This is a genomic window from Paraburkholderia sp. (genome assembly GCF_050742655.1).
In the GTDB taxonomy this organism is placed as follows: domain Bacteria; phylum Pseudomonadota; class Gammaproteobacteria; order Burkholderiales; family Burkholderiaceae; genus Paraburkholderia.
Genome location: NZ_JBOIGG010000030.1, coordinates 21,098 through 44,067, shown reverse-complemented (window position 1 = coordinate 44,067; position 22,970 = coordinate 21,098). Strand labels below are relative to the sequence as shown.

At 63.1% G+C, this 22,970-nt stretch carries 20 protein-coding genes, 3 tRNA genes and 1 pseudogene; 14 read left to right on the top strand and 10 right to left on the bottom strand.

What is annotated here, in order from left to right:
- Window positions 1–157: 157 nt before the first annotated feature.
- Window positions 158–1,015 carry an NmrA family NAD(P)-binding protein gene (locus tag ACREXZ_RS28850; RefSeq protein WP_431767546.1) on the bottom strand — a complete coding sequence of 286 codons (858 nt, stop codon included), beginning with the start codon at window positions 1,013–1,015 and terminating at the stop codon, window positions 158–160.
- A gap of 325 nt (window positions 1,016–1,340) precedes the next feature.
- Window positions 1,341–1,673: a DUF4148 domain-containing protein gene (locus ACREXZ_RS28845; RefSeq protein WP_431767545.1), complete on the bottom strand. Its 333-nt coding sequence runs from the start codon at window positions 1,671–1,673 to the stop codon at window positions 1,341–1,343.
- Between the two features lie 891 nt (window positions 1,674–2,564).
- Between ACREXZ_RS28845 and ACREXZ_RS28840 the strand changes: the two genes are divergently transcribed.
- Together ACREXZ_RS28840 and ACREXZ_RS28835 are read left to right on the top strand one after the other, a co-directional pair.
- The gene (locus tag ACREXZ_RS28840) at window positions 2,565–2,714 is read left to right on the top strand and encodes a hypothetical protein (RefSeq protein WP_431767544.1); all 150 of its coding nucleotides are present in this window, start codon (window positions 2,565–2,567) and stop codon (window positions 2,712–2,714) included.
- 265 nt (window positions 2,715–2,979) lie between these two features.
- Window positions 2,980–3,579, top strand: a complete 600-nt coding sequence (locus ACREXZ_RS28835; RefSeq protein WP_431767543.1) for a chorismate mutase — start codon at window positions 2,980–2,982, stop codon at window positions 3,577–3,579.
- A gap of 41 nt (window positions 3,580–3,620) precedes the next feature.
- Here ACREXZ_RS28835 and ACREXZ_RS28830 read toward each other — a convergent pair whose 3' ends face one another.
- Window positions 3,621–4,781: an exonuclease domain-containing protein gene (locus ACREXZ_RS28830; RefSeq protein WP_431767542.1), complete on the bottom strand. Its 1,161-nt coding sequence runs from the start codon at window positions 4,779–4,781 to the stop codon at window positions 3,621–3,623.
- Between the two features lie 247 nt (window positions 4,782–5,028).
- A complete protein-coding gene (locus tag ACREXZ_RS28825; protein WP_091011435.1) occupies window positions 5,029–5,232 on the bottom strand; it encodes a cold-shock protein in 204 nt (67 codons plus the stop codon).
- A 422-nt stretch (window positions 5,233–5,654) separates the two neighbouring features.
- Here ACREXZ_RS28825 and ACREXZ_RS28820 point away from each other — a divergent pair, with 422 nt between their 5' ends.
- Both ACREXZ_RS28820 and ACREXZ_RS28815 read left to right on the top strand, forming a co-directional pair.
- Window positions 5,655–5,882 carry a hypothetical protein gene (locus ACREXZ_RS28820; RefSeq protein ID WP_431767541.1) on the top strand — a complete coding sequence of 76 codons (228 nt, stop codon included), beginning with the start codon at window positions 5,655–5,657 and terminating at the stop codon, window positions 5,880–5,882.
- 524 nt (window positions 5,883–6,406) lie between these two features.
- Window positions 6,407–7,552 carry a porin gene (locus ACREXZ_RS28815; RefSeq protein WP_431767540.1) on the top strand — a complete coding sequence of 382 codons (1,146 nt, stop codon included), beginning with the start codon at window positions 6,407–6,409 and terminating at the stop codon, window positions 7,550–7,552.
- A gap of 81 nt (window positions 7,553–7,633) precedes the next feature.
- Here ACREXZ_RS28815 and greB read toward each other — a convergent pair whose 3' ends face one another.
- On the bottom strand, window positions 7,634–8,203 hold the full coding sequence (gene greB / locus ACREXZ_RS28810; RefSeq protein ID WP_431767539.1) for a transcription elongation factor GreB: 570 nt from the start codon (window positions 8,201–8,203) through the stop codon (window positions 7,634–7,636).
- Window positions 8,204–8,322: 119 nt separating this feature from the next.
- Here greB and ACREXZ_RS28805 point away from each other — a divergent pair.
- Together ACREXZ_RS28805 and ACREXZ_RS28800 are read left to right on the top strand one after the other, a co-directional pair.
- Window positions 8,323–8,399 (top strand) — tRNA-Arg (locus tag ACREXZ_RS28805).
- Between the two features lie 89 nt (window positions 8,400–8,488).
- Window positions 8,489–8,565, top strand: a tRNA-Arg gene (locus tag ACREXZ_RS28800).
- 138 nt (window positions 8,566–8,703) lie between these two features.
- Here ACREXZ_RS28800 and ACREXZ_RS28795 read toward each other — a convergent pair.
- The 4 genes from ACREXZ_RS28795 to ACREXZ_RS28780 form a co-directional block, all read right to left on the bottom strand.
- Window positions 8,704–11,067, bottom strand: coding sequence for a RelA/SpoT family protein (locus ACREXZ_RS28795; RefSeq protein WP_431767538.1), 2,364 nt, complete (start codon window positions 11,065–11,067; stop codon window positions 8,704–8,706).
- Between the two features lie 77 nt (window positions 11,068–11,144).
- Window positions 11,145–11,348 (bottom strand): DNA-directed RNA polymerase subunit omega, encoded by a 204-nt coding sequence (gene rpoZ / locus ACREXZ_RS28790; RefSeq protein WP_114176401.1) that lies wholly within the window; start codon window positions 11,346–11,348, stop codon window positions 11,145–11,147.
- Window positions 11,349–11,407: 59 nt separating this feature from the next.
- Window positions 11,408–12,091: a guanylate kinase gene (gene gmk / locus ACREXZ_RS28785; RefSeq protein WP_431767537.1), complete on the bottom strand. Its 684-nt coding sequence runs from the start codon at window positions 12,089–12,091 to the stop codon at window positions 11,408–11,410.
- Window positions 12,092–12,112: 21 nt separating this feature from the next.
- Window positions 12,113–13,036, bottom strand: a complete 924-nt coding sequence (locus ACREXZ_RS28780; protein WP_431767536.1) for a YicC/YloC family endoribonuclease — start codon at window positions 13,034–13,036, stop codon at window positions 12,113–12,115.
- 226 nt (window positions 13,037–13,262) lie between these two features.
- Between ACREXZ_RS28780 and rph the strand changes: the two genes are divergently transcribed.
- The 5 genes from rph (at window position 13,263) to ACREXZ_RS28755 (ending at window position 16,495) form a co-directional block, all read left to right on the top strand.
- Window positions 13,263–14,003: a ribonuclease PH gene (gene rph / locus ACREXZ_RS28775; protein ID WP_431767535.1), complete on the top strand. Its 741-nt coding sequence runs from the start codon at window positions 13,263–13,265 to the stop codon at window positions 14,001–14,003.
- Window positions 13,996–14,625, top strand: a complete 630-nt coding sequence (gene rdgB / locus ACREXZ_RS28770; RefSeq protein ID WP_431767534.1) for an RdgB/HAM1 family non-canonical purine NTP pyrophosphatase — start codon at window positions 13,996–13,998, stop codon at window positions 14,623–14,625. Before rph ends, rdgB begins: the two co-directional genes overlap by 8 nt.
- Window positions 14,622–15,836, top strand: a complete 1,215-nt coding sequence (gene hemW, locus ACREXZ_RS28765) for a radical SAM family heme chaperone HemW (RefSeq protein ID WP_431767533.1) — start codon at window positions 14,622–14,624, stop codon at window positions 15,834–15,836. Before rdgB ends, hemW begins: the two co-directional genes overlap by 4 nt.
- Before the next feature lie 56 nt (window positions 15,837–15,892).
- Window positions 15,893–15,982, top strand: a tRNA-Ser gene (locus tag ACREXZ_RS28760).
- A 309-nt stretch (window positions 15,983–16,291) separates the two neighbouring features.
- Window positions 16,292–16,495: a hypothetical protein gene (locus ACREXZ_RS28755; protein ID WP_431767532.1), complete on the top strand. Its 204-nt coding sequence runs from the start codon at window positions 16,292–16,294 to the stop codon at window positions 16,493–16,495.
- A gap of 12 nt (window positions 16,496–16,507) precedes the next feature.
- On the opposite strand, the gene soxR is transcribed toward ACREXZ_RS28755, so the two are convergent.
- Window positions 16,508–16,978 carry a redox-sensitive transcriptional activator SoxR gene (gene soxR, locus ACREXZ_RS28750; protein WP_431767531.1) on the bottom strand — a complete coding sequence of 157 codons (471 nt, stop codon included), beginning with the start codon at window positions 16,976–16,978 and terminating at the stop codon, window positions 16,508–16,510.
- A gap of 88 nt (window positions 16,979–17,066) precedes the next feature.
- Between soxR and ACREXZ_RS28745 the strand changes: the two genes are divergently transcribed.
- The 3 genes and pseudogenes from ACREXZ_RS28745 to ACREXZ_RS28735 all read left to right on the top strand — a co-directional run bounded on the left by ACREXZ_RS28745 (window position 17,067) and on the right by ACREXZ_RS28735 (window position 22,944).
- On the top strand, window positions 17,067–18,281 hold the full coding sequence (locus ACREXZ_RS28745) for an efflux RND transporter periplasmic adaptor subunit (RefSeq protein ID WP_431767530.1): 1,215 nt from the start codon (window positions 17,067–17,069) through the stop codon (window positions 18,279–18,281).
- Between the two features lie 13 nt (window positions 18,282–18,294).
- Window positions 18,295–21,468, top strand: coding sequence for an efflux RND transporter permease subunit (locus tag ACREXZ_RS28740; RefSeq protein WP_431767529.1), 3,174 nt, complete (start codon window positions 18,295–18,297; stop codon window positions 21,466–21,468).
- Window positions 21,465–22,944: pseudogene (locus ACREXZ_RS28735) on the top strand (efflux transporter outer membrane subunit). Before ACREXZ_RS28740 ends, ACREXZ_RS28735 begins: the two are co-directional and overlap by 4 nt.
- Window positions 22,945–22,970 lie beyond the last annotated feature (26 nt).

Below are 22,970 nucleotides of genomic sequence, written 5' to 3'. Positions count from 1 at the left end.
CGTCGCGTCACCATGTGCCTGCGAAGGTGCGGACATTTCTCGACTTCATTGCGTCGCTCGCGGCGTCGGACGGAAAACCGGCGGGCCGAAAGGCGCGTGAAGCAGCGCGCTAACGCCGTTGCCGTGCCGTCGCGGTACGCGACGGCACGGCGTGGACTTACGAGACCAGTTCCTTCAGCACCGCATCGAGCGACACCGTGCCGGTGCGATGCTCGATACCGGGGCCGCCTTCGAAGTCGATCCAGCCTTCGTTGAAACCGTCGACCATCCGGATGCGCGGCAGCGGATGGCGCATGCCCTGCGAACGGAACAACGCCTCCCACGTATCGCGCGGCACGGGCTCCATTTGAACCGGCTTGCCGAGCGCCGACGAGAAGCCCTTCGCGATATCGTTCGCCGAGTAGCGCCGCGGACCTTCGAGTTCGACGATGCGCTGACCGGTCCACGACTCGCGCAACAGGTCCGCCGCGGTGCGTCCGATGTCCGCGGTCGCAATCATCGGAATCCGATGATCGAGCGGCTGCAGGAAACTCGGGATCGTCCCTGCGCGCGCCGCATCGACGTCCCACGTCGCGTTCTCCATGAACCACGCCGCGCGCAGCATGCACACCGGTACCGCGAGCGTGCGCAGCATGGTTTCGGTCATCTGCGAGTTGTTCAGGAGATTCGGCTCCGTCACGTGTGCGCCAACGGTGGAAAGAAAGACGATCTTGCCGGGTTGCGCGGCTTCCACGGCACGCTTCACCGATATGCAATTGCGCTGGGTCTGCGGAAAGCCGGGTTCCGGATCGAAGTTCGACGGCGTCATCAGAAAGACGCCGTCCGCGCCGCGAAATGCGGCGGCCAGCGCATCGGTGTCACCGATCTCCGCGACCGCGATCTCGCAGCCGAGCTTCGCCCACTCATCGCCCTTCGCCGCGTCGCGCACGATGGCCCGAACCGGCAGACCCGCTGCAAGCAGCGAGCGTGCAACGACACCGCCGACCTTGCCGGTAATTCCTGTTATCGCGTACATCGACTTCTCCTTCAATATTGATGGGGCCATTTAACGATGGCCGCGCCAGAGAGATAAAGGGCCTGGCGGTCAGGAATCAAATGACGTCGCGTCATCAATGTCAGGCCGCGAGGCGGATCGCATCCCGTGTGTTATCGCGTGTGTTCGCTACGGTGAGATGGCCGATGCACGGGCAAGACTGTTCAATCTGGCAACCGCGGCGAATGCGCGTATCGACGGGAGAAGATCCACGGCCAGCACCGGTTAGATATCGGATGAGGCGTCTGTGCGTCGACAGGCGAGCAGCCGATGCTACGCAGCCGCGCGGCATCGGCGGTTGCACTCATCAGTGGTGGGCGAACAGCGCGCCGGCGTTCGCGGTCGTGGAGATGACCGCACGGCCGCCTGCGTCAGACATACCGGCGGTCACACCGCCAACCGCGGTTGCAGCTGCGGACTGCGCGGCAGCAACCTTCGCTTCGGCGGCCTGAATGTCGCTCGGGTAGTAGCGGTCGTTCGCGCCCGGCCGATAACCGGCCGCTTCCAGACGCGCGAGATCGGCACGCACTTCCGCACGCGTGAGGGTCGAGCCGGACGTTTGCGCATGGGCGGCAAATGGAGCGGCGAGAGAAAGCGCAAGAGCAGCGGTGACGAACCACGATGTTTGACGGGTTTTCATGATGAATCTCCTTCCGGTTAATGAACGGGCGAATGCTGCGTTCGGAATGGATTCTCGGTAAAAACCCGTCAAACTGAAATGATATGAGTGTCATCTCATTGATGCTATTGAAGCATCGTGGCTCTACTGGTTTGGCTTCTTCATTGTTGCTCTCGACGTCGACGTCGAGTGCTCGCTGTGGTCGGAATCCATCACGCAGCGACTGTCGTGTTCGACATTGCGGCAACGCAGCAAAATCGACACGCCCTGCCCGGACAATCTGAACCTCTACGACGCGCTCGCCGTGGTCGATCGGGATCCGCACCCTCGGTTCGACTTTGAGCCGATCGACAAAATGGTCCGACAACAGATCGGGCTCGAGACGACACGCCGATCGCTGGGCGCAAGCGCTTCAGCGAAATGGAAGAGCGAATCCGCCAGGAGATTGAGAAGACCGCGCGCTAACACTGATTCATATGACGGTAGTGTGGCATCGAGCTACGCGACGGCCTGATCGTCGACCCGCAGTTCAGCAACCGCGTGCGGTCAGCCACGCCGCGCGATACAGGCGGAGCAACTGGGCCGGGAAGCACGTACTGCGGGCCTGCAAATGAAATGGGGAGTGACGTGGAGTTCGATCGCGGATCGCCGGGTTTTACCGATGGCGACTGATGACGCACGAAAGCACGTCAACGCAGACAGGGAATCGTTCGTTAAGAAAGAGATCGGCGACTGAGATTTCGAGCATGCAGCCCGCGGCAGGATCTACGAATTTTATTTGAACGGCTTTGAATTAATGCAGCGCTGTGCCGTTAAAGCAACAGAGGACTGGTGAAAGCAACATGACGGCTTCGCAGCGCTGGTGCAAATCGGCGGTCGAGGCAGATAATCGGTTTGCACAGGAGAATTATCATGGATACCAAACCGCCGAGAGTCCCGAGCCCGGACAAGGTTTTCAGTCCGGACCCGGAACCCGCAGGCGTCGAATTCCTCGGGGCCGAATTGCCGGAACACGTTCGCGCGTTTCTCGACGAACAACGCAAGACGTGCGAGCAAAAGTAAGCACCAGTCGCGACGTCGTGACCGCCACAGCTTCGATGCTGCGTTGCGGTAATTCGCGTCTGCACGCGCCCCTGGAATTGCGCACGCGGGTTATCGCCTGCTGACCGCCAGAAGCTCATCGCTCTGGCGTACGGGCCTGGGCGCGCGTTGCCTCTGCGTCGTCTTCTCTCCCCTCGTTTTACCTGACCGGCGCACGCTCCTTAGGCGCTTCGTCTATCCTTCTGCTTTCCCGGTCGACCCAGCACCGACACCCATTTCGCTTCCGATGAAAACTTCGCATTGCTTCCGTGCGCTCGGCTGTACGCTCGCGCTCTTCCCCGCTCTTGCGTTTGTACCGGCGCCGGCTCGCGCGGCCGACGGCGACGTCGCGCTGACCAACCTCATCGCGCTCGCGTCGCAGCGGCTCGCGCTGGCCGAACCGGTCGCGCGCTGGAAGTGGGCGAATCATCAGCCAATTACCGACACGCCTCGCGAAACCGCACTGCTCAAAGTCGTGGAAAAACGCGCAGTGGCGGCGAACGTCGATCCGGCATTTGCGCATGCGTTTTTCCAGGACCAGATCGACGCGAGCAAGGATGTCCAGAACGATCTGTTCAAGACATGGCAGGCGACGCGGCCGCCCGAAGGCCCGGCACCCGATCTCGCAAGCACGACGCGGCCGCAGCTGGACGCGTTGACGGTGTCGCTTATCGCGGGGCTCGCGCGCGTGCAGCCATTGCGCACCGCGCCTGATTGTCCGACGCAGGTCGCGGATGGCATCTCGAACTGGAAATCGCTGACACGCTACGACGCCGCGTATTCGCGCGCACTCGTGCGAGCGCTCGGTCACGTGTGCGAATCGGGAGGGGTCGGCGCGACCGGCTAACGCACGATCGATGGAGGATGCGAGGAAGCGCCGGCGGTTACTTACGCCGCCGCCGAAGCTGCGCCTGTCATCGACGGCTCGGATGCAGCAAGCGGCATCACGCGCAGGCCGCGTGCGAGATGAGTCTGCAGGATCCGGTACGTCGACAGCTCGAACGTTCCTGCCGGGCTCGAAGACCACAGACCAGTGGCTTCTGTGAGCGAAGGCGCGCCGCCGACGTAGCGCCACCGATCGACGACATGAAAGGTGCGCTGCCGCTGCGCATCGTCCCGCTCTTCGAAGACGATCGCGCCGTCGTACGGCCATGGCGCGTCGACCGGATCACCCCTGGCGCTTCTCGGCCGCCGGTTATGCATGGGCTGGAGTGTCGCGATCCATTGTGCCTCGGCCAGCAGCGCGCCGACCTCTCCGCCCGTCGCCCGCCATTCGACTCGCCGGATCTGCTGCGCAATGCGCATCTCCCGCGACGATCGACGCTCGCCCGTCAAATGCGAGCGCAGCCGCTGACGCAAGCGCACGCTCCTGCCGACGTAAAGCGGCACGTCGTCGTCGCCATAAAACACATAGACGCCGCAGCCAGCCGGCGCGGCATCGAGATGATCCTCGGTGATGTCGCCGGCGAGACGATAGCGCTGCATCGTGCGATCGATCTGCGCGCGTAATGTTTCAACCGGGACCAGCGTATGAAGACGCTGCCAGAATTGCCACAACAGATCAGCATCGGCGAGCGCGCGGTGACGATCGGAGGCAACCAGTCCGTGCCGCGCGGTCAACGCATCGAGTCCGTGCCGCTTTTCGGCGGGGAACAGCGCCCGCGACAATCGCACAGTGCAAAGCACGTCCGGATTGAACGCGAAGCCCGCGCGCGCGAACTCGCTGCGCAGGAAGCCGCGGTCGAAGCCGGCGTTGTGCGCGACGAACAGCTTGCCGTTCAGGCGATCGAAAAGCGCGGGGGCGATGACGTCGAAAGCAGGGGCGCCACGCACCATGGCGTCGTTGATCCCGGTGAGTTGCTGGATGAACGGCGGAATGGACTGCCGTGGGTCGACCAGCGTGCTCCAGCGCGAAAGTCCATTCGGCCCGATTTCGACCACCCCGACTTCAGTAATACGGTCTGCGCCCGCGGAGCCGCCCGTCGTTTCGAGATCGACGAAGACGATCGGCGTATCGGTCGCAAGATTCGGCGGGACAGGCTCGGACATAAAGAATTCGAAAAGTGGTGTTCGCGCAGTATGCCATCAGTGGGCAGCGGGACGAGGTGGTGGCGGATTCGGCAGCAGGTGCGGACGTTGCCCGGAGCCGCAAGCGCGTTTTACCCCGCGTGCCGCCTCCAGAAACCGATATTCGATTACCGGTTTTCAAAATCGGTTAATCGCTGCACAAAATAAAAAAAGCCTCCAGAAAGGAGGCTTCCAATATGCCGCAGCTGACTCACGCGGCTAAAGGCATTTACAGCGGCTGAATGTTCGCAGCCTGCTTGCCCTTGGGGCCCGTCTTGACTTCGAACGAGACGCGCTGATTTTCCTTCAGCGATTTAAAGCCTTCCGAGCGAATTTCCGAGAAATGCGCAAACAGATCTTCGCCGCCTGCATCCGATGTAATGAAGCCAAAGCCCTTAGCATCGTTGAACCATTTGACGATACCGGTTTCCATGTTCCAGTTTCCTTCAAGATTTAATAAAAGCGGGCAATGCCCTCAAGCCGATCCACGATGCCCAACCTCTGTTGCCGGAGGCACGCATCGGCTTTGAATGCCGGTGCGTCTGTCAATCGAAAATTCAGCATTGCCGTTATACGGGCGGCGGCGAACCGTCGTCAAGCAAATTTTTGGAAGAAACAACGCATTGAATCAAACTGCCCATGCGCTTCGCATCGCGCTCATTTCCACCCGGGTTTTCGGGGGCCGCGACTACTATAAAAACGTCACTATTACTTATCGATCCCGGATATTCGAATAATCCAGGAAAATATTTCCGAGAAGTAACGAAGCGTGTTTTCGGTAAGTGTTTGTCCGGGTTGTTCACCCGGAGCATCCCCTTCAGGATGGATTTTACAAAGCGGTCAGGGAGATCAAAAATGCTCAACGGATTCCATCGCCTCGTCGCGTGGCTCACGCGACCCAAGGCCAAAGTCGCGCGCGCGACGCCTGCCTTCTCCGCCTTCGCATTCGATCCCGTATGGCACGGCGATCACTGGCAGAACCTGCTGTCTTCCCCTATGGACGCTCGCCACTATGTAATGGAAGATTGGACCCTGTCGTCGGCACCCGATCCCTTCGCAATAGCCAGTTCACAGAACGGCTGACGGGCCGAGGCTTCGACCAGGTAAAAAAAAGCGCGACTGGGAAGTCGCGCCGACAAAGGTTTGGAGATCTTTTTCGTCAACGAAAAAGTCTGCTTCGGAAAGCAGAGGTTTCAGTATAGCGGCAGCAAAGCTGACGATTACCCGCACGAATCACAATCATCTATTCCATATACAACAACAATCCATTTATATGTCTTTTTGCGTTGTTTTCGCGCATAGTTTGTTGTAGCAATTGCACAACGCCTGTTGGTTGACACACCCTCCTCGTAGCACCACCTCTCCCGCAAAGCCTTTACCAGCAAGGCTTACGCCCTGATCCGACATCATTTCCGATCACGTAATACTTTATTGCGCAAATCGGAACGCCCTCTCCAGCCCCTGCCTCTCTACACTTTGCCTGTCCGGAAACCGGCGCGCTCGCAGCACCGCGCGCTTCACGCGAATTTCGCCTCTCGCAGCGCTCGCGTGATGGTTCCCTTCAAGCCTGGGTTGCTAAAGCCCATCCTGTTCTCGGAGTTACAAAGATGAAAAAGACTCTCATGGTCGCTGCCCTGACGGGCGTTTTCGCTACCGCAGCGCACGCACAAAGCAGCGTCACGCTGTACGGCCTGATCGACGCGGGCATCACCTACACGAACAACCAGCACGGCCATTCCAACTGGCAAGAAACGAGCGGCTCGGTGAACGGTAGCCGTTGGGGCCTGCGCGGCGCTGAAGACCTCGGCGGTGGCCTGAAGGCAATCTTCACGTTGGAAAACGGCTTCAGCATCGCCAACGGCACGTTGGGCCAAGGCAGCCGCGAATTCGGTCGTCAGGCGTTCGTCGGTCTGTCGAGCGACCAGTTCGGCGCCGTGACCCTCGGCCGTCAATACGACAGCATGGTCGACTACGTCGGCCCGATGTCGCTGACCGGCACGCAATACGGCGGCACGCAGTTCGCGCACCCGTTCGACAACGACAACCTGAACAACTCGTTCCGTGTTAACAACTCGGTCAAGTACCAGAGCGTCAACTACGGCGGCTTCAAGTTCGGCGCGTTGTATGGCTTCTCGAATCAGGCTAACGGCTTCGCGAACAACCGTGCATACAGCGCGGGCGCGTCGTACAACTGGGGCGGCCTGAATCTCGCTGCGGCTTACCTGCAACTGAACAGCACCGGTGCCAACGCCGCTTCGGCAGCGTTTAACTCGGGTGGCGCAGTGTCGAGCGACAACACGTTCTTCGCTGGCCGCCAGCAAACGTGGGGCGCAGGTGCTAACTACGCGTTCGGCCCGGCAACCGTCGGCCTGGTGTACACGCAAACGAACCTGTCGCAACTGGTGGGCATCGGCGCCGGCGCTTCGGGTCAAACGGGCGGTATTGGTTTCGCCAGCAACAGCGCTCACTTCCAGAACATCGAAGCGAACGCCCGCTACGCTCTGACGCCGGCTCTGAGCATTGCCGGTTCGTACACGTACACCCGCGCAAGCCTGGACGGTGCGCGTCCGCACTGGAACCAGTTCAACCTGCAAACGGCGTATGCGCTGTCGAAGCGTACCGACGTCTACCTGCAAGGCGAGTACCAGCAAGTCAACGCAAGCGCTGGTGTCGATGCCGACATCAACGGTCTGGCTGCTTCGGGCAACAACAAGCAGATCGCTGTTACGGCTGGCCTGCGCCACCGCTTCTAAGCGACTGGCAGTATCCGCAGTATCGAAAGGCGCCGCTTGCGGCGCCTTTTTTTATTTCCTTAACGCAATGTGCGGCGGCGTTCACGCCACTACATCAGGCGGCGGATACCTGACGTCGAGCACGTCGATGGGTTCGGCTCCCACGGGCGTGTGAAGCGTCACCTGATCGCCGATCCGCGCCTTCAACAGCGCGCGTGCCACCGGCGAGATCCAGCTAACGTGCCCACGGTCCAGATCGACTTCGTCGACGCCGACAATCGTCACCGTGTGCTCGCTACCATCCCCGGTCGCATAATCGACGGTTGCACCGAAGAACACCTGATCGATGCTCTCCTGCCGGCTGCTGTCGACCACTTCGGCGAGATCGAGTCGCTTGGTCAGAAAGCGGATGCGCCGGTCGATCTCGCGCAATCGCCGCTTCCCGTAGATGTAATCGCCGTTCTCCGAACGATCTCCATTCGACGCGGCCCACGACACGAGTTTCACGACCTCTGGCCGCGCCTCGTCGATCAGATGAAGCAGTTCATCGCGCAATCGCCGATAACCGGCCGGCGTGATGTAGTTCTTTGCCCCAGCGGGCACCTCGGGTTGAGCGACATCGAGATCGTCGTCGTTCTCGTCGCTCGATTCTTTGACAAAAGCCTTGTTCATGGTAATCCGATGATTGCTGCACACGTCCTGCTTCAAGGTTACACGATCCCCTCAGGGGGACAAATCCGCGTTTGTCGCTTCCCTTTTTTTGAAGCTTTGCTATAATCTCGTTTCTGCGTGCGGCTGTAGCTCAGATGGATAGAGTACTTGGCTACGAACCAAGGGGTCGTGGGTTCGAATCCTGCCAGCCGCACCACTTTTTTGAGGGCCTTCCTCCACGGAAGGCCCTTTCATTTCAAGCCGTTGTAAGCGCGTTGTCCACGCTTTTGTCGGTATCGGTTATATGCGGCTGTAGCTCAGTTGGATAGAGTACTTGGCTACGAACCAAGGGGTCGTGGGTTCGAATCCTGCCAGCCGCACCACTCATGAAGGGTCTTCCATTGCGGAAGGCCCTTTGCTTTTGAGCGCGATAAAATCTCGCACATGAGGTCGGTTAGATTCATTGCGTCGCTCCATCGAGCATGGAGCGGGCTGCGAGGCCAGTTCCAGGAATAGCGGGATCAGTAGTCCGCGCGTTCCCGATCGATCCGCATCCCGCCGTCGTGGCGGTGGTGCTGCTCCTCCGGCCGCTCACGGGCGATACGCATCACGTCAGGATTGGTCCGCACGCGGCGCATCACATTGGCGAGATGGACACGGTCGCTCACCTGGATCACAAACCGCAGCACAGTGGATTCCTGCGACAGATCTTCGTCCATCGCGATGTGCACGATGTTCGCATCGGCCGACGTGATATCCGCGGCCACGCGCGCGAATACGCCCTTGGTGTTCTTCACGAGCACCTTGACCGCCACGTCGAAGAGACGGCCCGGCTGCGGCGCCCACGCGACGTCGATCCAGCGGCCCGGATCGCGCCGGTGGATGCGCTGGGCGACGCGGCAGTCGGTCGTATGGATCGCCATGCCGAGTCCGATGCCGATGTAACCCATGATGTCGTCGCCCGGAATCGGCCTGCAGCACGCCGACAGCTGCACCGACATGCCTTCGGTCCCGGTAATGACCACCGGCGGAGGAGTCGATGCCCCCGACGATTCACGCGGATTGTCCTCGTCCGTATCGAGGCCTCTCAACAGCACCTCGATGCGCTTCGCCATCACTGCGGCGACGCGCCGGCCGAGCCCGATATCCGCGAAGATTTCCTGGCCGTTCTTGTTGCCCGTCCATTGCACGAGCTTTTCCCAGACCTCCGGCGTCACGTCCGACAGCGCGAACCCGTAGCCCTTGAGTGCCTGGTCGACGAGCCGTTCGCCGAGCTGCACGGACTCGTTAAGCCGCATCGTCTTCAGATAGTGGCGGATCGCCGAGCGCGCCTTGCCGGTACGGACAAAGCCGAGCCACGCGGGATTCGGCTTCGAATACGGCGCGGTGATCACCTCGACGATATCGCCGCTCTTCAGTTCGGTACGTAGCGGCAGCAGTTCGTTGTTGATCTTCACCGCGACGCACTGGTTGCCCAGATCGCTGTGGATCGAATACGCGAAGTCGAGTGCGGTCGCGCCGCGCGGCAGCGCCATGATTTTCGACTTCGGCGTGAACACGTAGACCGCATCCGGGAACAGATCGATCTTCACGTGCTCGAGGAATTCGCTCGAATCCCCTGCTTCGCTCTGGATGTCGAGCAGCGACTTGAGCCACTGATGCGCGCGCTTCTGCACGTCGTTCAGATCCGCGCCGCCGTTCTTGTACAGCCAGTGCGCTGCGACGCCGGCCTCGGCGATCTCGTGCATCTTGCGCGTGCGCACCTGGAACTCGATCGGCGCGCCGAACGGCCCCACCAGCGTCGTATGCAGCGACTGGTAGCCATTCACCTTCGGGATCGCGATGTAGTCCTTGAACTTGCCGGGCACCGGCTTGTAGAGCGCATGCAGCGCACCGATGCACGTATAGCATTCGAGCGCGCTTTCGACGACCACGCGAAAACCGTAGACGTCCAGCACCTGCGAGAACGACAGCTGCTTGTCGCGCATCTTCTTGTAGATGCTGAAGATGGTCTTCTCGCGGCCGGTCACCTCGGCATCGAGCTGCGCGTCGGAGATCGCGCGCTGCACCGACTCGAGAATCTTGCCGACCACTTCACGGCGATTGCCGCGCGCGGCCTTCACCGCTTTTTCGAGCGTCGCGTAGCGATGCGGATTGAAGTTCGCGAAGCTCAGGTCCTGAAGCTCGCGATAGGTGTTATTCAGGCCAAGCCGATGCGCGATCGGCGCGTAGATGTCGAGCGTTTCGCGCGCGACGCGCCGGCGTTTTTCCGGCGGCACCGCGCCGAGCGTGCGCATGTTGTGCAGCCGGTCCGCGAGCTTGACGAGGATCACGCGCACGTCGCGCGCCATCGCGAGCAGCATCTTGCGGAAGTTTTCCGCCTGCGCTTCCTCGCGATTGCGAAACTCCATCTTGTCGAGTTTCGACAGCCCGTCGACCAGTTCCGCGACCTTCGCGCCGAAGCGCTCTGCAAGCTCGGCCTTGGTCACACCCTGGTCTTCCATCACGTCGTGAAGCAGCGCCGCCATGATCGACTGCGCGTCGAGCTTCCAGCTGGCGCAGATTTCGGCGACGGCGACAGGATGCGTGATGTAGGGTTCGCCGCTCTGGCGATACTGGCCCAGGTGGGCTTCGTCGCTGAAGTGGAACGCGGCTTTGACCTCCTTGATCTCGTCGGCGGACAGATAGCCGGCGAGGGCGGAGGTGAGCTTCGCGATCGAGACGACGTCGTGCCGGCGCGGCTGCTCCGGCGTGGCGGTCGGCCCGAACAGATGACGAAACGACTGTTCGAGAACCGCGTCGATGTACTTGCGTGCGGACGAGGGGGAGTCTGACTCCCGCTCGATTTCGGTGGCTTCGGTAGGAGGCGATGGATTGGTGCTCATGCTCGCCTCCTTGTCAACGGTTCGCGGTCTGCACGCGTGGGGTGAATTACACGGCGATCGAAACCGGACGAGGTGCCTTAGACCGGCACCTTCTTCAGCATTTCGACGCCGACCTGGCCGGCCGCGATTTCGCGAAGCGCGATGACGGTAGGCTTGTCGCGGCTTTCGATCTTCGGCGTGTGGCCTTGTGCGAGCTGACGCGCGCGATAGGTTGCGGCAAGCGCCAGTTCGAAACGATTCGGAATCTGTTTCAGGCAGTCTTCAACGGTGATGCGGGCCATGTCGTGGGTTCCTTCTCAGTATGTCGCTTATTCTACCTTATGTGCACGGCATCCCGCCGTCAGCCGCCGTGCGGCAGGTGGATGCCGAGCTGCATGAACAGCTCCGTGTGGCGCGCGTACTGCGACGCGAACCGCGAGCGCGTCGCGCCGACCAGACACTGCAACTCCGCAAGCGCGCGATCGAAGTTCTCGTTGATCACGACGTACTCCGCTTCCGCCGCGTGCGCCATCTCGCTGCCGGCCGCGAGCAGGCGCCGCGTAATCACGTTCGGTTCGTCCTGGCCGCGCTTTCTCAGCCGGTCTTCGAGCGCTTCGAGCGACGGCGGCAGAATGAAGATCTCGACCGCGTTGCGAAACTGCTTCTTCACCTGCTGCGCGCCCTGCCAGTCGATTTCGAGCAGCACGTCATGGCCGCTTTTCATCTGTCCTTCGATCCACACACGCGACGTCGCGTAGTAGTTGCCGTGCACCTCGGCGCTTTCGAGAAACTCGCCGGCCGCGTGACGCGCGAGAAAATCGTCGACGGTGGTGAAGTGATAGTGCTCGCCGTCCTGCTCTTTCGGGCGCGGCGGACGCGTCGTGTACGAGATCGACAGGCGGATCGCCGCATCGCGGTCGATCAGCGCGTTGACCAGCGTCGACTTGCCCGCTCCCGACGGCGCGACGACCATGAACAGGTTGCCCGGGTAGCCGCCTGCGTACGGGTTGCGCGGCGCGTGGCCGTCGCGTGTGTGGTCGGTCATGTTGACTCCGGATGTTCTGATTTATTCGAGATTCTGCACCTGCTCGCGCATCTGTTCGATCAGCAGCTTCAACGTCATCGACGAATCGGCAAGCTCCTTCGCCGCCGCTTTCGAACCGAGCGTGTTCGCCTCGCGATTCAGCTCCTGCATCATGAAGTCGAGACGCTTGCCGACCCGGCCGCCCTTCTCGATCACATGACGCGTTTCGTTCAGGTGCGCGGTGAGCCGCGACAATTCTTCGGCGATGTCGATGCGGATGCCGTACATCGTCACTTCCTGGCGAATGCGCTCGCTGATTTCCTCGCGCGACACGCTCGTTGCAGTTGTGTCGGGCGCCGCGACACCGAGCGCCTCCTGCAGACGCTCGACGATCTTCTGCTGATGCTTCGCGATCAATTCCGGCACGAGCGGCGTGATCTTCGTGACGATCGCTTCCATCTCGGTCACGTTGTTCAGCAGCATCGTCGCGAGTTGTGCGCCTTCGCGCCCGCGCACGTCGATCAGATCGACGATGGCCTGCTTGCCGCAGCCGAGCACCGCATCACGCAGCGTGTCCGCGGCGACACCGCTTTCGGCGAGTACGCCGGGCCAGCGCAGGATTTCGCCGGTGCGCAGATGGCCCGCATCGGGAAACGCCTGCAGCACTGCTTGTTCGAGCACCGCCAGTTGATCGAGCGCATCGCGATTCAGCGCGCCCGCGTTCGCGGCCTGCTCGCTGCGCTGCACGTTGATGCGGATGTCGACCTTGCCGCGCGACAGCTTCGTCATCAGCATCTCGCGCAGTGTCGGTTCGCAGACGCGCACGTCCTCCGGCATCCGGAAGTTCAGATCGAGAAAACGCGAGTTAACGGTGCGGAGTTCGACGGACACGCTTACGCCGCCGTTGCCCGAGGTCGCGGCGAGTTCGCGCGTGGCGCTCGCATAGCCGGTCATGCTGTAGATCATCGTTCGTCTCGCGAGGAAGGCCGGAGAACGACCGCGGGGGTCGTCCGGATGGCCTGTGGATCGAGTCGCCCGGCGTGTACGGGACGCGGGGCGTGGAACGCGCATTATCCCATCTTTCGCTGCGCGGCCCCGTCGACCGGGGCCCCGCGCAAACGCCGCCCGCTCCGCCGATCGGCGGTAAAATCCCGGTTTCCTCCGCCCCACCTCCCCTGTCACGGTCCCGACCATGAACGACACCACGAAACGCCCCAGCGGCCGCCCCGCCGACCAGTTGCGCGACGTGCGCATCACGCGCCACTACACGAAGCACGCAGAGGGCTCCGTGCTCGTCGAATTCGGCGACACGAAGGTCATCTGCACCGCGAGCATCGCCGAACAGGTGCCCGCTTTCCTGCGCGATCGCGGCCAGGGCTGGCTCACGGCCGAATACGGGATGCTGCCGCGCGCGACGCACACGCGCAGCGACCGTGAGGCCGCGCGCGGCAAGCAGACCGGACGCACGCAGGAAATCCAGCGCCTGATCGGCCGCGCGCTGCGTTCGGTATTCGATCTCGAACGGCTCGGCACGCGCACGCTGCACATCGACTGCGACGTGATCCAGGCGGACGGCGGCACGCGCACCGCGAGCATCACCGGCGCGTTCGTCGCCGCGCACGACGCGATCGCGAAGCTGCTTACCACCGGCCGTATCGAAACGTCGCCGATCACCGACTACGTCGCCGCGATCTCGGTCGGCGTCTACAACGGCGTGCCGGTGCTCGACCTCGACTACGATGAAGACTCGCAGTGCGACACCGACATGAACGTCGTGATGACCGGCGACGGCGGCTTCGTCGAGATCCAGGGCACCGCCGAAGGCGTGCCGTTCTCGCGCGACGAGATGAACGCGCTGCTTGATCTCGCACAGGCCGGCATCGAAACGCTGATCGCAAAGCAGAAAGAGGCACTGGGGTTGAAGGATGAGTGAGCGCGTTGCACCGGCGGGCACGTTTGCGAAGGTCGTGCTCGCGTCAAACAACCCCGGCAAGCTGCGCGAGTTCGCAGCGCTGCTGGAGAACGCCGGCATTACGCTCGTCCCGCAGGGCGAGCTCGATGTGCCCGAGGCGGAGGAGCCCTACCCGACCTTCGTCGAGAACGCGCTGACCAAGGCGCGTCACGCGGCGCGGCTCACCGGCCTGCCCGCGCTCGCCGACGATTCCGGTCTCTGCGTGCGCGCGCTGCGCGGCGCGCCCGGCGTCTATTCGGCGCGCTATGCCGAGCGCGCGGGCGGCGAGAAAAGCGACGCTTCGAACAACGCGCACCTGCTCGAACAACTACGACATAGCGATGATCGCCATGCGTACTACTACTGCGCGATCGCACTCGTGCGTCACGAAGAAGACCCCGAACCGCTGATCGCGGAAGGCCGCTGGCACGGTGAAATGCTCGACGCGCCGCGTGGCGCGAACGGCTTCGGCTACGACCCGCTGTTCTTCATCCCCGAACTGAACGCGACGGCTGCGCAACTCGACCCGGCCGTGAAGAACGCGAACAGCCATCGCGCGATCGCGTTGCGGCAACTGCTCGCGCGTCTGCGGGAGGACGCATGAGCACCGCATCGACGGGTGTCGGCGTGATCCGGGCGTTCACCGCACCGGGCAGCATCCGGCTGACATCGCTGCCGCCGCTCGCGCTGTACGTGCATTTCCCGTGGTGCGTGCGCAAGTGCCCGTACTGCGATTTCAATTCGCACGAATGGAAGGGCGACGCGTTCCCCGAAGACGACTACCTCGACGCGTTGCGCGCCGATCTCGAGCTCGCGCTGCCGCTGGTGTGGGGCCGTCAGGTGCATACGGTGTTTATCGGCGGCGGGACGCCGAGCCTGCTGTCGGCGGCCGGGCTCGACCGGCTGCTGTCCGACGTGCGGGCGCTGCTGCCACTCGACGCCGATGCCGAGATCACACTCGAAGCCAACCCTGGTACGTTCGAGGCCGCGAAGTTCGCGCAGTTCAGGGCGAGCGGAGTCAACCGGCTGTCGGTCGGAATCCAGAGCTTCAACGAGGCGCACCTGAAAGCGCTCGGCCGGATTCACGACGCGACGCAGGCGCGCCATGCGGTCGACGTCGCCGCGAAGACGTTCGACAATTTCAACCTCGACCTGATGTTCGCTCTGCCGCAGCAGACGCTCGCCGAATGCCAGGCCGACATTGAAGCGGCGCTCGCTTTCGCACCGCCGCACCTGTCGCTGTACCACCTGACGCTCGAGCCCAACACGCTGTTCGCGAAGTATCCGCCGGCCCTTCCCGACGACGATGCGTCCGCCGACATGCAGGAATGGATTCACGAGCGCACCACCGAGGCCGGCTATGCGCGCTACGAAGTGTCGGCGTATGCGCAGCCGCATCGGCAGAGCAAACACAACCTGAACTACTGGCGGTTCGGCGACTACCTCGGGATCGGCGCGGGCGCGCACACGAAGCTGTCGTTTCCGAATCGCGTGCTGCGGCAGGTGCGCTACAAACATCCGTCGACGTTCATCGAGCAGGCGCAGGCCGGTACACCGGTGCAGGAGGAGCATGAAGTCGGCACGCACGATCTACCGTTCGAGTTCATGCTGAACGCGTTGCGGCTGGTTGAAGGCTTCCCGGTGCATCGCTTCATCGAGCGGACGGGGTTGTCGATGACGTCGATCGAGCCGGCACTGCAGGAAGCGGAGCGCCGTGGGTTGATTGCGCGGGATCATCAGCACATCGCGCCGACGCCGCTCGGTCAGCGCTTTCTGAACGATCTGCAGGGGCTTTTCCTGCACGACTCACACTGAGCGGGGACGTGGAACGCCGTGCAGCTGCGGCGTTCCAGGGTACAATCCCGCCTCCCGGAGGTGTGGCAGAGTGGTTGAATGCACCGGTCTTGAAAACCGGCGAAGGGGCAACCCTTCCGTGAGTTCGAATCTCACCGCCTCCGCCAGAACATCGCTTATCTCATCGGTTTTTCAGGCGATCGAAGCCGGGCAACATCCAGAGGCTCCCCGACGTCTCGTTCGGAAACGCTATGGCGCGTCCATCCGCAGTCCGAACGTAGGCAGGCAGATACGGGCGTCCCTCACAAACCCACGACTTCCTCACCCAGTTTCGCAAACCAACCCGACACGCCGTCGAACTCCCCCACCAAAACTTCCCGAAATCCCCCGTAATTCGACGTAAGACACATTTGGGCACTCCGCTGGTCTCATAAGCTCCTGCAAAGAAATCGCGTACCACCCAGGAGTCCTGTTCCATGCGGCAACTCACTTCGACAACGCACTACCGTCCGACCGATATCCAGCAAACACACTCGATAGAGCTGCTGGCGAAGGTCGAACCCCTGCTCAAATATCTGATGGTCTGCGCCTATACCGAGCGCGTGCCCTTCGCCGATGCGCAGACTGCCGCATTGCTGGCAGAAATCACGAAGGCGATAAACACGCCATCCGGCGAATGAAACGCTGTCAGGTCAAACCGGCGGCGGATCCCCCTGCCACCGCCGCGCCCCCGGCCCCGCCTTCCCCGACCGGTCATCCGGGTTCGTGAGCTTGCAACGCTTCAGCGACAAACACCCGCACCCGATGCAGTGATCGAGGTCCATGTTCAGCCGCTGCAGCTCTTCGATCTTCTGCGTCACCCTCGCCTTCCATCCCCGCGACAGTCGTAGCCAGTCCTTGTTGGTCGGCAACGTGTCGGTCGGCAGGCTGGACAGTTGCCCGGCGATCTCGTCGAGCGAGTAGCCGATCCGCTGCGCGAACACGATGAACGCCAGCCGGCGCAGGCTAGAGCGCGGGTAGTACCGGCGGCTCGAACCGCTCCGATGCGCGACGATCAATCCCCGCGCCTCGTAGAAGCGCAACGCCGACGCCGTCACTCCGCTACGCGCGGAGATTTCGCTGATCGGGATCAGCGGGTCATTCCCTTCACTCGTGGGACGCATCGTTTCACCTTTATTCACTTTTAATAGCTTTACTTCAAGTTAACTTCAATTTGTAGACTTCGCCCAGTCTAATTCAGAGCGATGTCAAATGCACCCTTCTCCCCCTGTCAGCGCACTGCCTGGCACCCGGTCGTTACTGACGATCGGCACCCTCGTCGTGATCCTCGCCCTCACCGGCTGTCATCGCGGAGCAGACGACAACGCGGCCTCCGCACCGCCCGAGGTCGGCGTCGTCAAGGTGGTGGCACACGCGATCCGTCTATCGGACGAATTCAACGGGCGGATCAACGCGGTCGATGCAGTCGACCTGCGTCCGCGCGTCAGCGGTTATCTGCAACGCGTCTCGTATAAGGAGGGCGATCAGGTCGCGCAGGGCGCGGTGCTGTTCGTCATCGATCAGCGTCCGTACCGGATCGCACTGGAAAAGGCTGACGCCCAACTCGCACGCGCCCGTGCGGCGCAGTCGCTTGCGCAGACGCAGCTCGCGCGGACGCAATCGCTGGTCGGTGCGCATGCCGTGTCGCAGGAGGAACTGGACACGAACCGAGCAACCTACGCGCAAAGCACCGCCGATCTGCATGCGGCCGAAGCAGCCGTCGACGCCGCGAAGCTCGACGTGAGCTATACCGAGGTGCGCGCACCGATCACCGGACGCGCGGGCCGCGCACTCGCAACCGTCGGCAACCTTGCAAGTGCCGACCAGACGCTGCTCACAACGATCGTTTCGCAAGACCCCGTCTATGTCTATTTCGACTGCGACGAACAGAGCTACCTGCGCTACAACGCGCAGCGCGAGCACGACGAGCCACGCAAGCACGATGCAATCGCCGCGAACCAGGTGCGCATCGGCCTCGCGAACGAAAGCGGTTTCCCGCACACCGGTACGGTCGATTTCCTCGACAACCGGCTCGATTCAGCGACGGGCACGATCCGCGCGCGCGCCCGGCTGTCGAACGCCGACCGCTCGTTTATTCCCGGCCTCTACGCCCGCGTGCAGCTGTTCGGCGAGCGCAACGAGAACGTGCTGCTGGTCGACGACCGCGCCGTGCTGACCGATCAGGACAAGAAGTACGTGTACGTGGTCGGCCCCGGCGATCGGGCGCTGCGCCACGACGTCACGATCGGTCGCACGATCGACGGACAACGGATCGTCGAGTCGGGCCTGAAGCCCGGCGATGCGGTCGTCGTCGAAGGCGTGCAGCGCATCTTTTATCCGGGCGCGCCGGTCAAGCCGAGAACCATCGCCACCGAATCCAGCCATTCCGTCACGCCGAACCCGACCCCGCCGGCAACGGCGCAGTAACCCGCGAATCCCCATGAATTTTTCCAGGTTCTTCATCGACCGGCCGATCTTCGCGGTCGTGCTGTCGATCGTCATTTTCGCGGCCGGTCTGATCGCGATCCCGATGCTGTCCGCCGGCGAATATCCCGAGGTCGTCCCGCCGAGCGTCGTCGTACGCGCAACCTATCCGGGCGCAAATCCGAAGGAAATCGCGGAGTCGGTCGCGGAGCCACTCGAAGAAGCGATCAACGGCGTCGAAGGGATCATGTATATGAAATCGGTGGCCGGCTCCGACGGCAGCCTGCAGGTGGTGGTCACCTTCCTGCCGGGCGTCGATCCCGATACCGCCGCGGTGCGCGTGCAGAACCGCGTGGCCCAGGCGCAGTCGCGCCTGCCCGACGAAGTGCGTCAGTACGGCGTGACCACGCAGAAGCAGTCGCCGACGCCGTTGATGTACGTGAGCCTGTATTCGCCGGACAACAGCCGCGATGCGCTGTACCTGCGCAATTACCTGACGCTGCACGTGAAGGACGAGCTGTCGCGCATCCCCGGTATCGGCAACGTGGGGTTGTATGGGTCCGGCGACTACGCGATGCGCATCTGGCTCGATCCGAACCGGCTCGCGTCGCGCGGGCTCACAGCCAGCGACGTGATCAACGCGGTGCGCGAACAGAACGTGCAGGTGTCGGCGGGACAACTCGGCGCCGAACCGTCGCCGAACACAACCAGCTTCCTGACTTCGATCAGTGTGCGCGGACGGCTGCGCACCGCGCAGGAATTCGGCGACATCGTGATCAAGAGCGGCGCGGACGGCCAGGTGGTCCGTCTGTCCGACGTCGCGCGGGTCGAACTCGGTTCCGGCGACTACACGCTGCGCGCGCTCTACGACACGCAGATTCAGGCAGCCGTCGGCATCTTCCTGTCGCCGGGCGCCAATTCGCTTGCTGTCGCGAACGCGGTTTACGCCAAGCTGCACGAGCTGTCCACGCGCTTTCCGCCCGGCCTCGCGTATCGCCCCGTCTGGGACCCGACCGTGTTCGTGCGCGAGTCGATCCGCGCGGTCCAGCACACGCTGATCGAAGCGGTCGTGCTGGTCGTGATCGTCGTGATCCTGTTCCTGCAGACCTGGCGCGCGTCGATCATTCCGCTTGTCGCCGTGCCGGTGTCGGTCGTCGGTACGTTTGCGTGGCTGTACGTGCTCGGCTACTCGATCAACACGCTGACGCTGTTCGGTCTCGTGCTCGCGATCGGCATCGTGGTGGACGACGCGATCGTCGTCGTCGAGAACGTCGAGCGCAACATCAGCCAGGGCTTGAGCCCACGCGACGCCGCGCATCAGGCGATGCGCGAAGTGTCCGGCCCGATCATGGCGATCGCGCTCGTCCTGTGCGCGGTCTTCGTGCCGATGGCGTTCCTCAGCGGCGTGACCGGGCAGTTCTACAAGCAGTTCGCGGTGACGATCGCGATCTCGACGGTGATCTCCGCGATCAATTCGTTGACGCTGTCGCCCGCGCTCGCCGCAAAACTGCTGAAGCCGCACGACGCGCCGAAAGATATACCCACACGGATCATCGATCGTTTGTTCGGCTGGCTGTTCGGTCCGTTCAACCGCTTCTTCCAGCGCAGTTCGAACGGCTATCACGGCGCGGTGTCGCGTTCGCTCAGCCGCCGCGGCGTGATCTTCGGTGTGTACGCGGTGTTGCTCGGCGCGACCGCGCTGCTCTTCCACACGGTGCCGGGCGGCTTCATCCCGACTCAGGACAAGCTCTATCTGTTCGCCGGCGCGAAGCTGCCGGAAGGCGCATCGCTGTCGCGCACCGACGCCGTGACGCGGCAGATGGCGCAGATCGCCCACAGCGTCGACGGCGTATCGATCGTCCCCGCGTACGCCGGTCTGAACGCGCTGCAAGTGGTGAACACGCCGAACATCACGAACTCGTACATCGGCCTCAAGCCATTCGACGAACGTCATCGCAGCGCCGCGCAGATCAATGCCGAACTCAACGCGCGCTTTGCGCAGATCACCGACGGCTTCGCGTTCGCGCTGATGCCGCCGCCGATCCAGGGGCTCGGCAACGGCTCGGGCTATTCGCTATATCTGGAAGACCGCGCGGGTCTCGGCTACGGCGCGCTGCAGAATGCGCTGGGTGCGTTCCAGGCCGCCGTCGCGAAGACGCCGGGCATGCGCTATCCGGTCAGTTCGTATCAGGCCAACATTCCGCAGCTCGAGGTGAAGGTCGATCGCGTGAAGGCAAAGGCACAAGGCGTCACGCTGACCGATCTGTTCGGCACGCTGCAGGTTTATCTCGGCTCGGTCTACGTGAACGACTTCAACCTGTTCGGTCGCGTGTACCGCGTGATGGCGCAGGCCGATGCCGCGCATCGGCAGACAGCCGCGGACATCGGCAACCTGCGCACGCGCAACGCCAACGGCGAGATGGTGCCGATCGGCTCGATGGTCTCCGTCGTGCCGAGCTACGGTCCCGATCCGGTGGTGCGCTACAACGGCTACCCGGCCGCCGACCTGATCGGCGAGTCCGATCCGAAGATGCTGTCGTCCGGCCAGGTGATCGCGAAGCTCACACAGATCGCGAAGGACGTGCTGCCTCCCGGCATCACACTCGAATGGACCGACCTGAGCTACCAGCAGGTCACGCAGAGCAATGCGGCGCTGCTGGTGTTTCCGCTCGCGGTGATGCTCGCTTTCCTCGTGCTCGCGGCGCTCTACGAAAGCTGGACGCTGCCGCTCGCGGTGATCCTGATCGTGCCGGTATGCATGTGCGCGGCGCTGTTCGGTGTGTGGCTCACGGGCGGCGACAACAACGTGTTCGTGCAGATCGGGCTCGTCGTGTTGATGGGGCTCGCGTGCAAGAACGCGATCCTGATCGTCGAATTCGCTCGCGAACTGGAAATCCAGGGGATAGGCACTGTCGACGCCGCGCTCGAAGCATGCCGACTGCGGCTGCGTCCGATCGTGATGACGTCGGTGGCGTTTATCGCCGGGTCGGTGCCGCTGCTGACCGGCAGTGGCGCCGGCAGCGAAGTACGTGCGGCGACGGGGATCACGGTGTTTTCGGGAATGCTCGGCGTCACGCTGTTCGGCCTGTTCCTCACACCGGTGTTCTACGTGACGATCCGCAAACTCACTCGCGAGAATCCAGCCGTGTGGAAGGAACAGCACAGCACGTTGCAGGGGGATCGTTCATGAACGCACCCGCACGCCTGTCCGCGCTGATGCTGGCGCTCACGCTGACCGCATGCGCGGTCGGCCCCGACTACAAACGACCGACGTCGGCTGCACCTGATCGCTTTGCGCGCGCGTCGACCTCTTCGCAAGCGACTCATGACAACGGTCCCGCAAGCGCAACATCGGACGACATCTTCTGGCACAGCTTCGGCGATCCGCGGCTCAGCACGCTGATCGACCGCGCGCTCGATGCGAACAACGACCTGAAGCTCGCAGTCGCGCGCTACGACTCGTCGAACGCGATGCTGCGCAACGCCCGCTTCGATCTCTACCCGACCGACACGGCTAGCGCGCAGATCGGCCATCAGTTGATGAGCAAGGACCAGGCGTTCGGCGCGCCGCGCGATCAACGCGACACGCCGTTGTCGGGAACCAGCATCAATGCCAGCTGGGAGCTGGATCTGTTTGGCCGTGTGCGCCGACGCGTCGAGGCGCAGCGCTCCGAAACCGCGGCCAGCGCCGCCGATATCCGCGCGGTACGCGTCGCGATTGCCGGCGACGTTGCCGCTGCATACATCGACCTGCGCGGTCAGCAGGCGCGTCTGCGGATTGCACGCGACAACGCCGTCAACCAGCGCAAAACACTCGATCTGATCGAGGCACGTCTGAGCGCCGGACGCGGCACCGATCTCGATGCGGCCCGCGCACGCGCGCAATTCGAATCGACGTCGTCGCGCGTCGCAGTCTACGAGGCCGGCATCGCCGTCGACGAGCATCGGCTTGCGGTGCTCACCGGACAGCCGCCCGAGGCGCTGATCGCCGAACTCAACACGCCTGGGCTCGTGCCGCAAACACCTGAAGGTATCGACCCGGGCACGCCTGGCGAGGTACTGCGCCGCCGTCCCGACGTCGCGGCTGCCGAAGAGCGGCTGCACGCGGCCACTGCACGCGTCGGCGTCGCGACCGCCGATCTGTTTCCACGCCTGAGCCTGTCCGGCATGCTCGGCAGCGTCGCGCCAGTACGGCCCCTTCGCGAGCGGCAGCGCGACGAACCAGGTCCTGCTTGGCGTCGACTGGTCGTTTCTCGACATAGGCCGCGTGCGCTCGCGCCTCGCCGCGAGCGAGGCCGATGCCGCTGGCCTCCTCGCGCAGTATCAGCAGACCGTGCTGCTCGCGCTCGAAGACACCGAGAACGCATTGATCCGCTACAGCCGCACGCGCGATGAAGCGGGCCATCTCGATCGCGCGTCGGAAGACAGCACGCAGGCCGCGCAACTCGCGTTCGTGCGTTTTCAGGCCGGCGCAATCGACTACTACGAGGTGCTCGATGCAGAACGAAACGCACTGCAGGCGCAGGATGCCGCCGCCGACAGCCGCGCGCGCAGCGCCGGCACCGCCGTCGCGCTGTACAAGGCGCTCGCGGGCGGCTGGCTCTCCCCGGCACCCGCGACGCCAGGCACGGCACCAGGCGTACCGCTGGCACTACGCGACAGATGACGACTTCGAACTCATCGAATCCATGC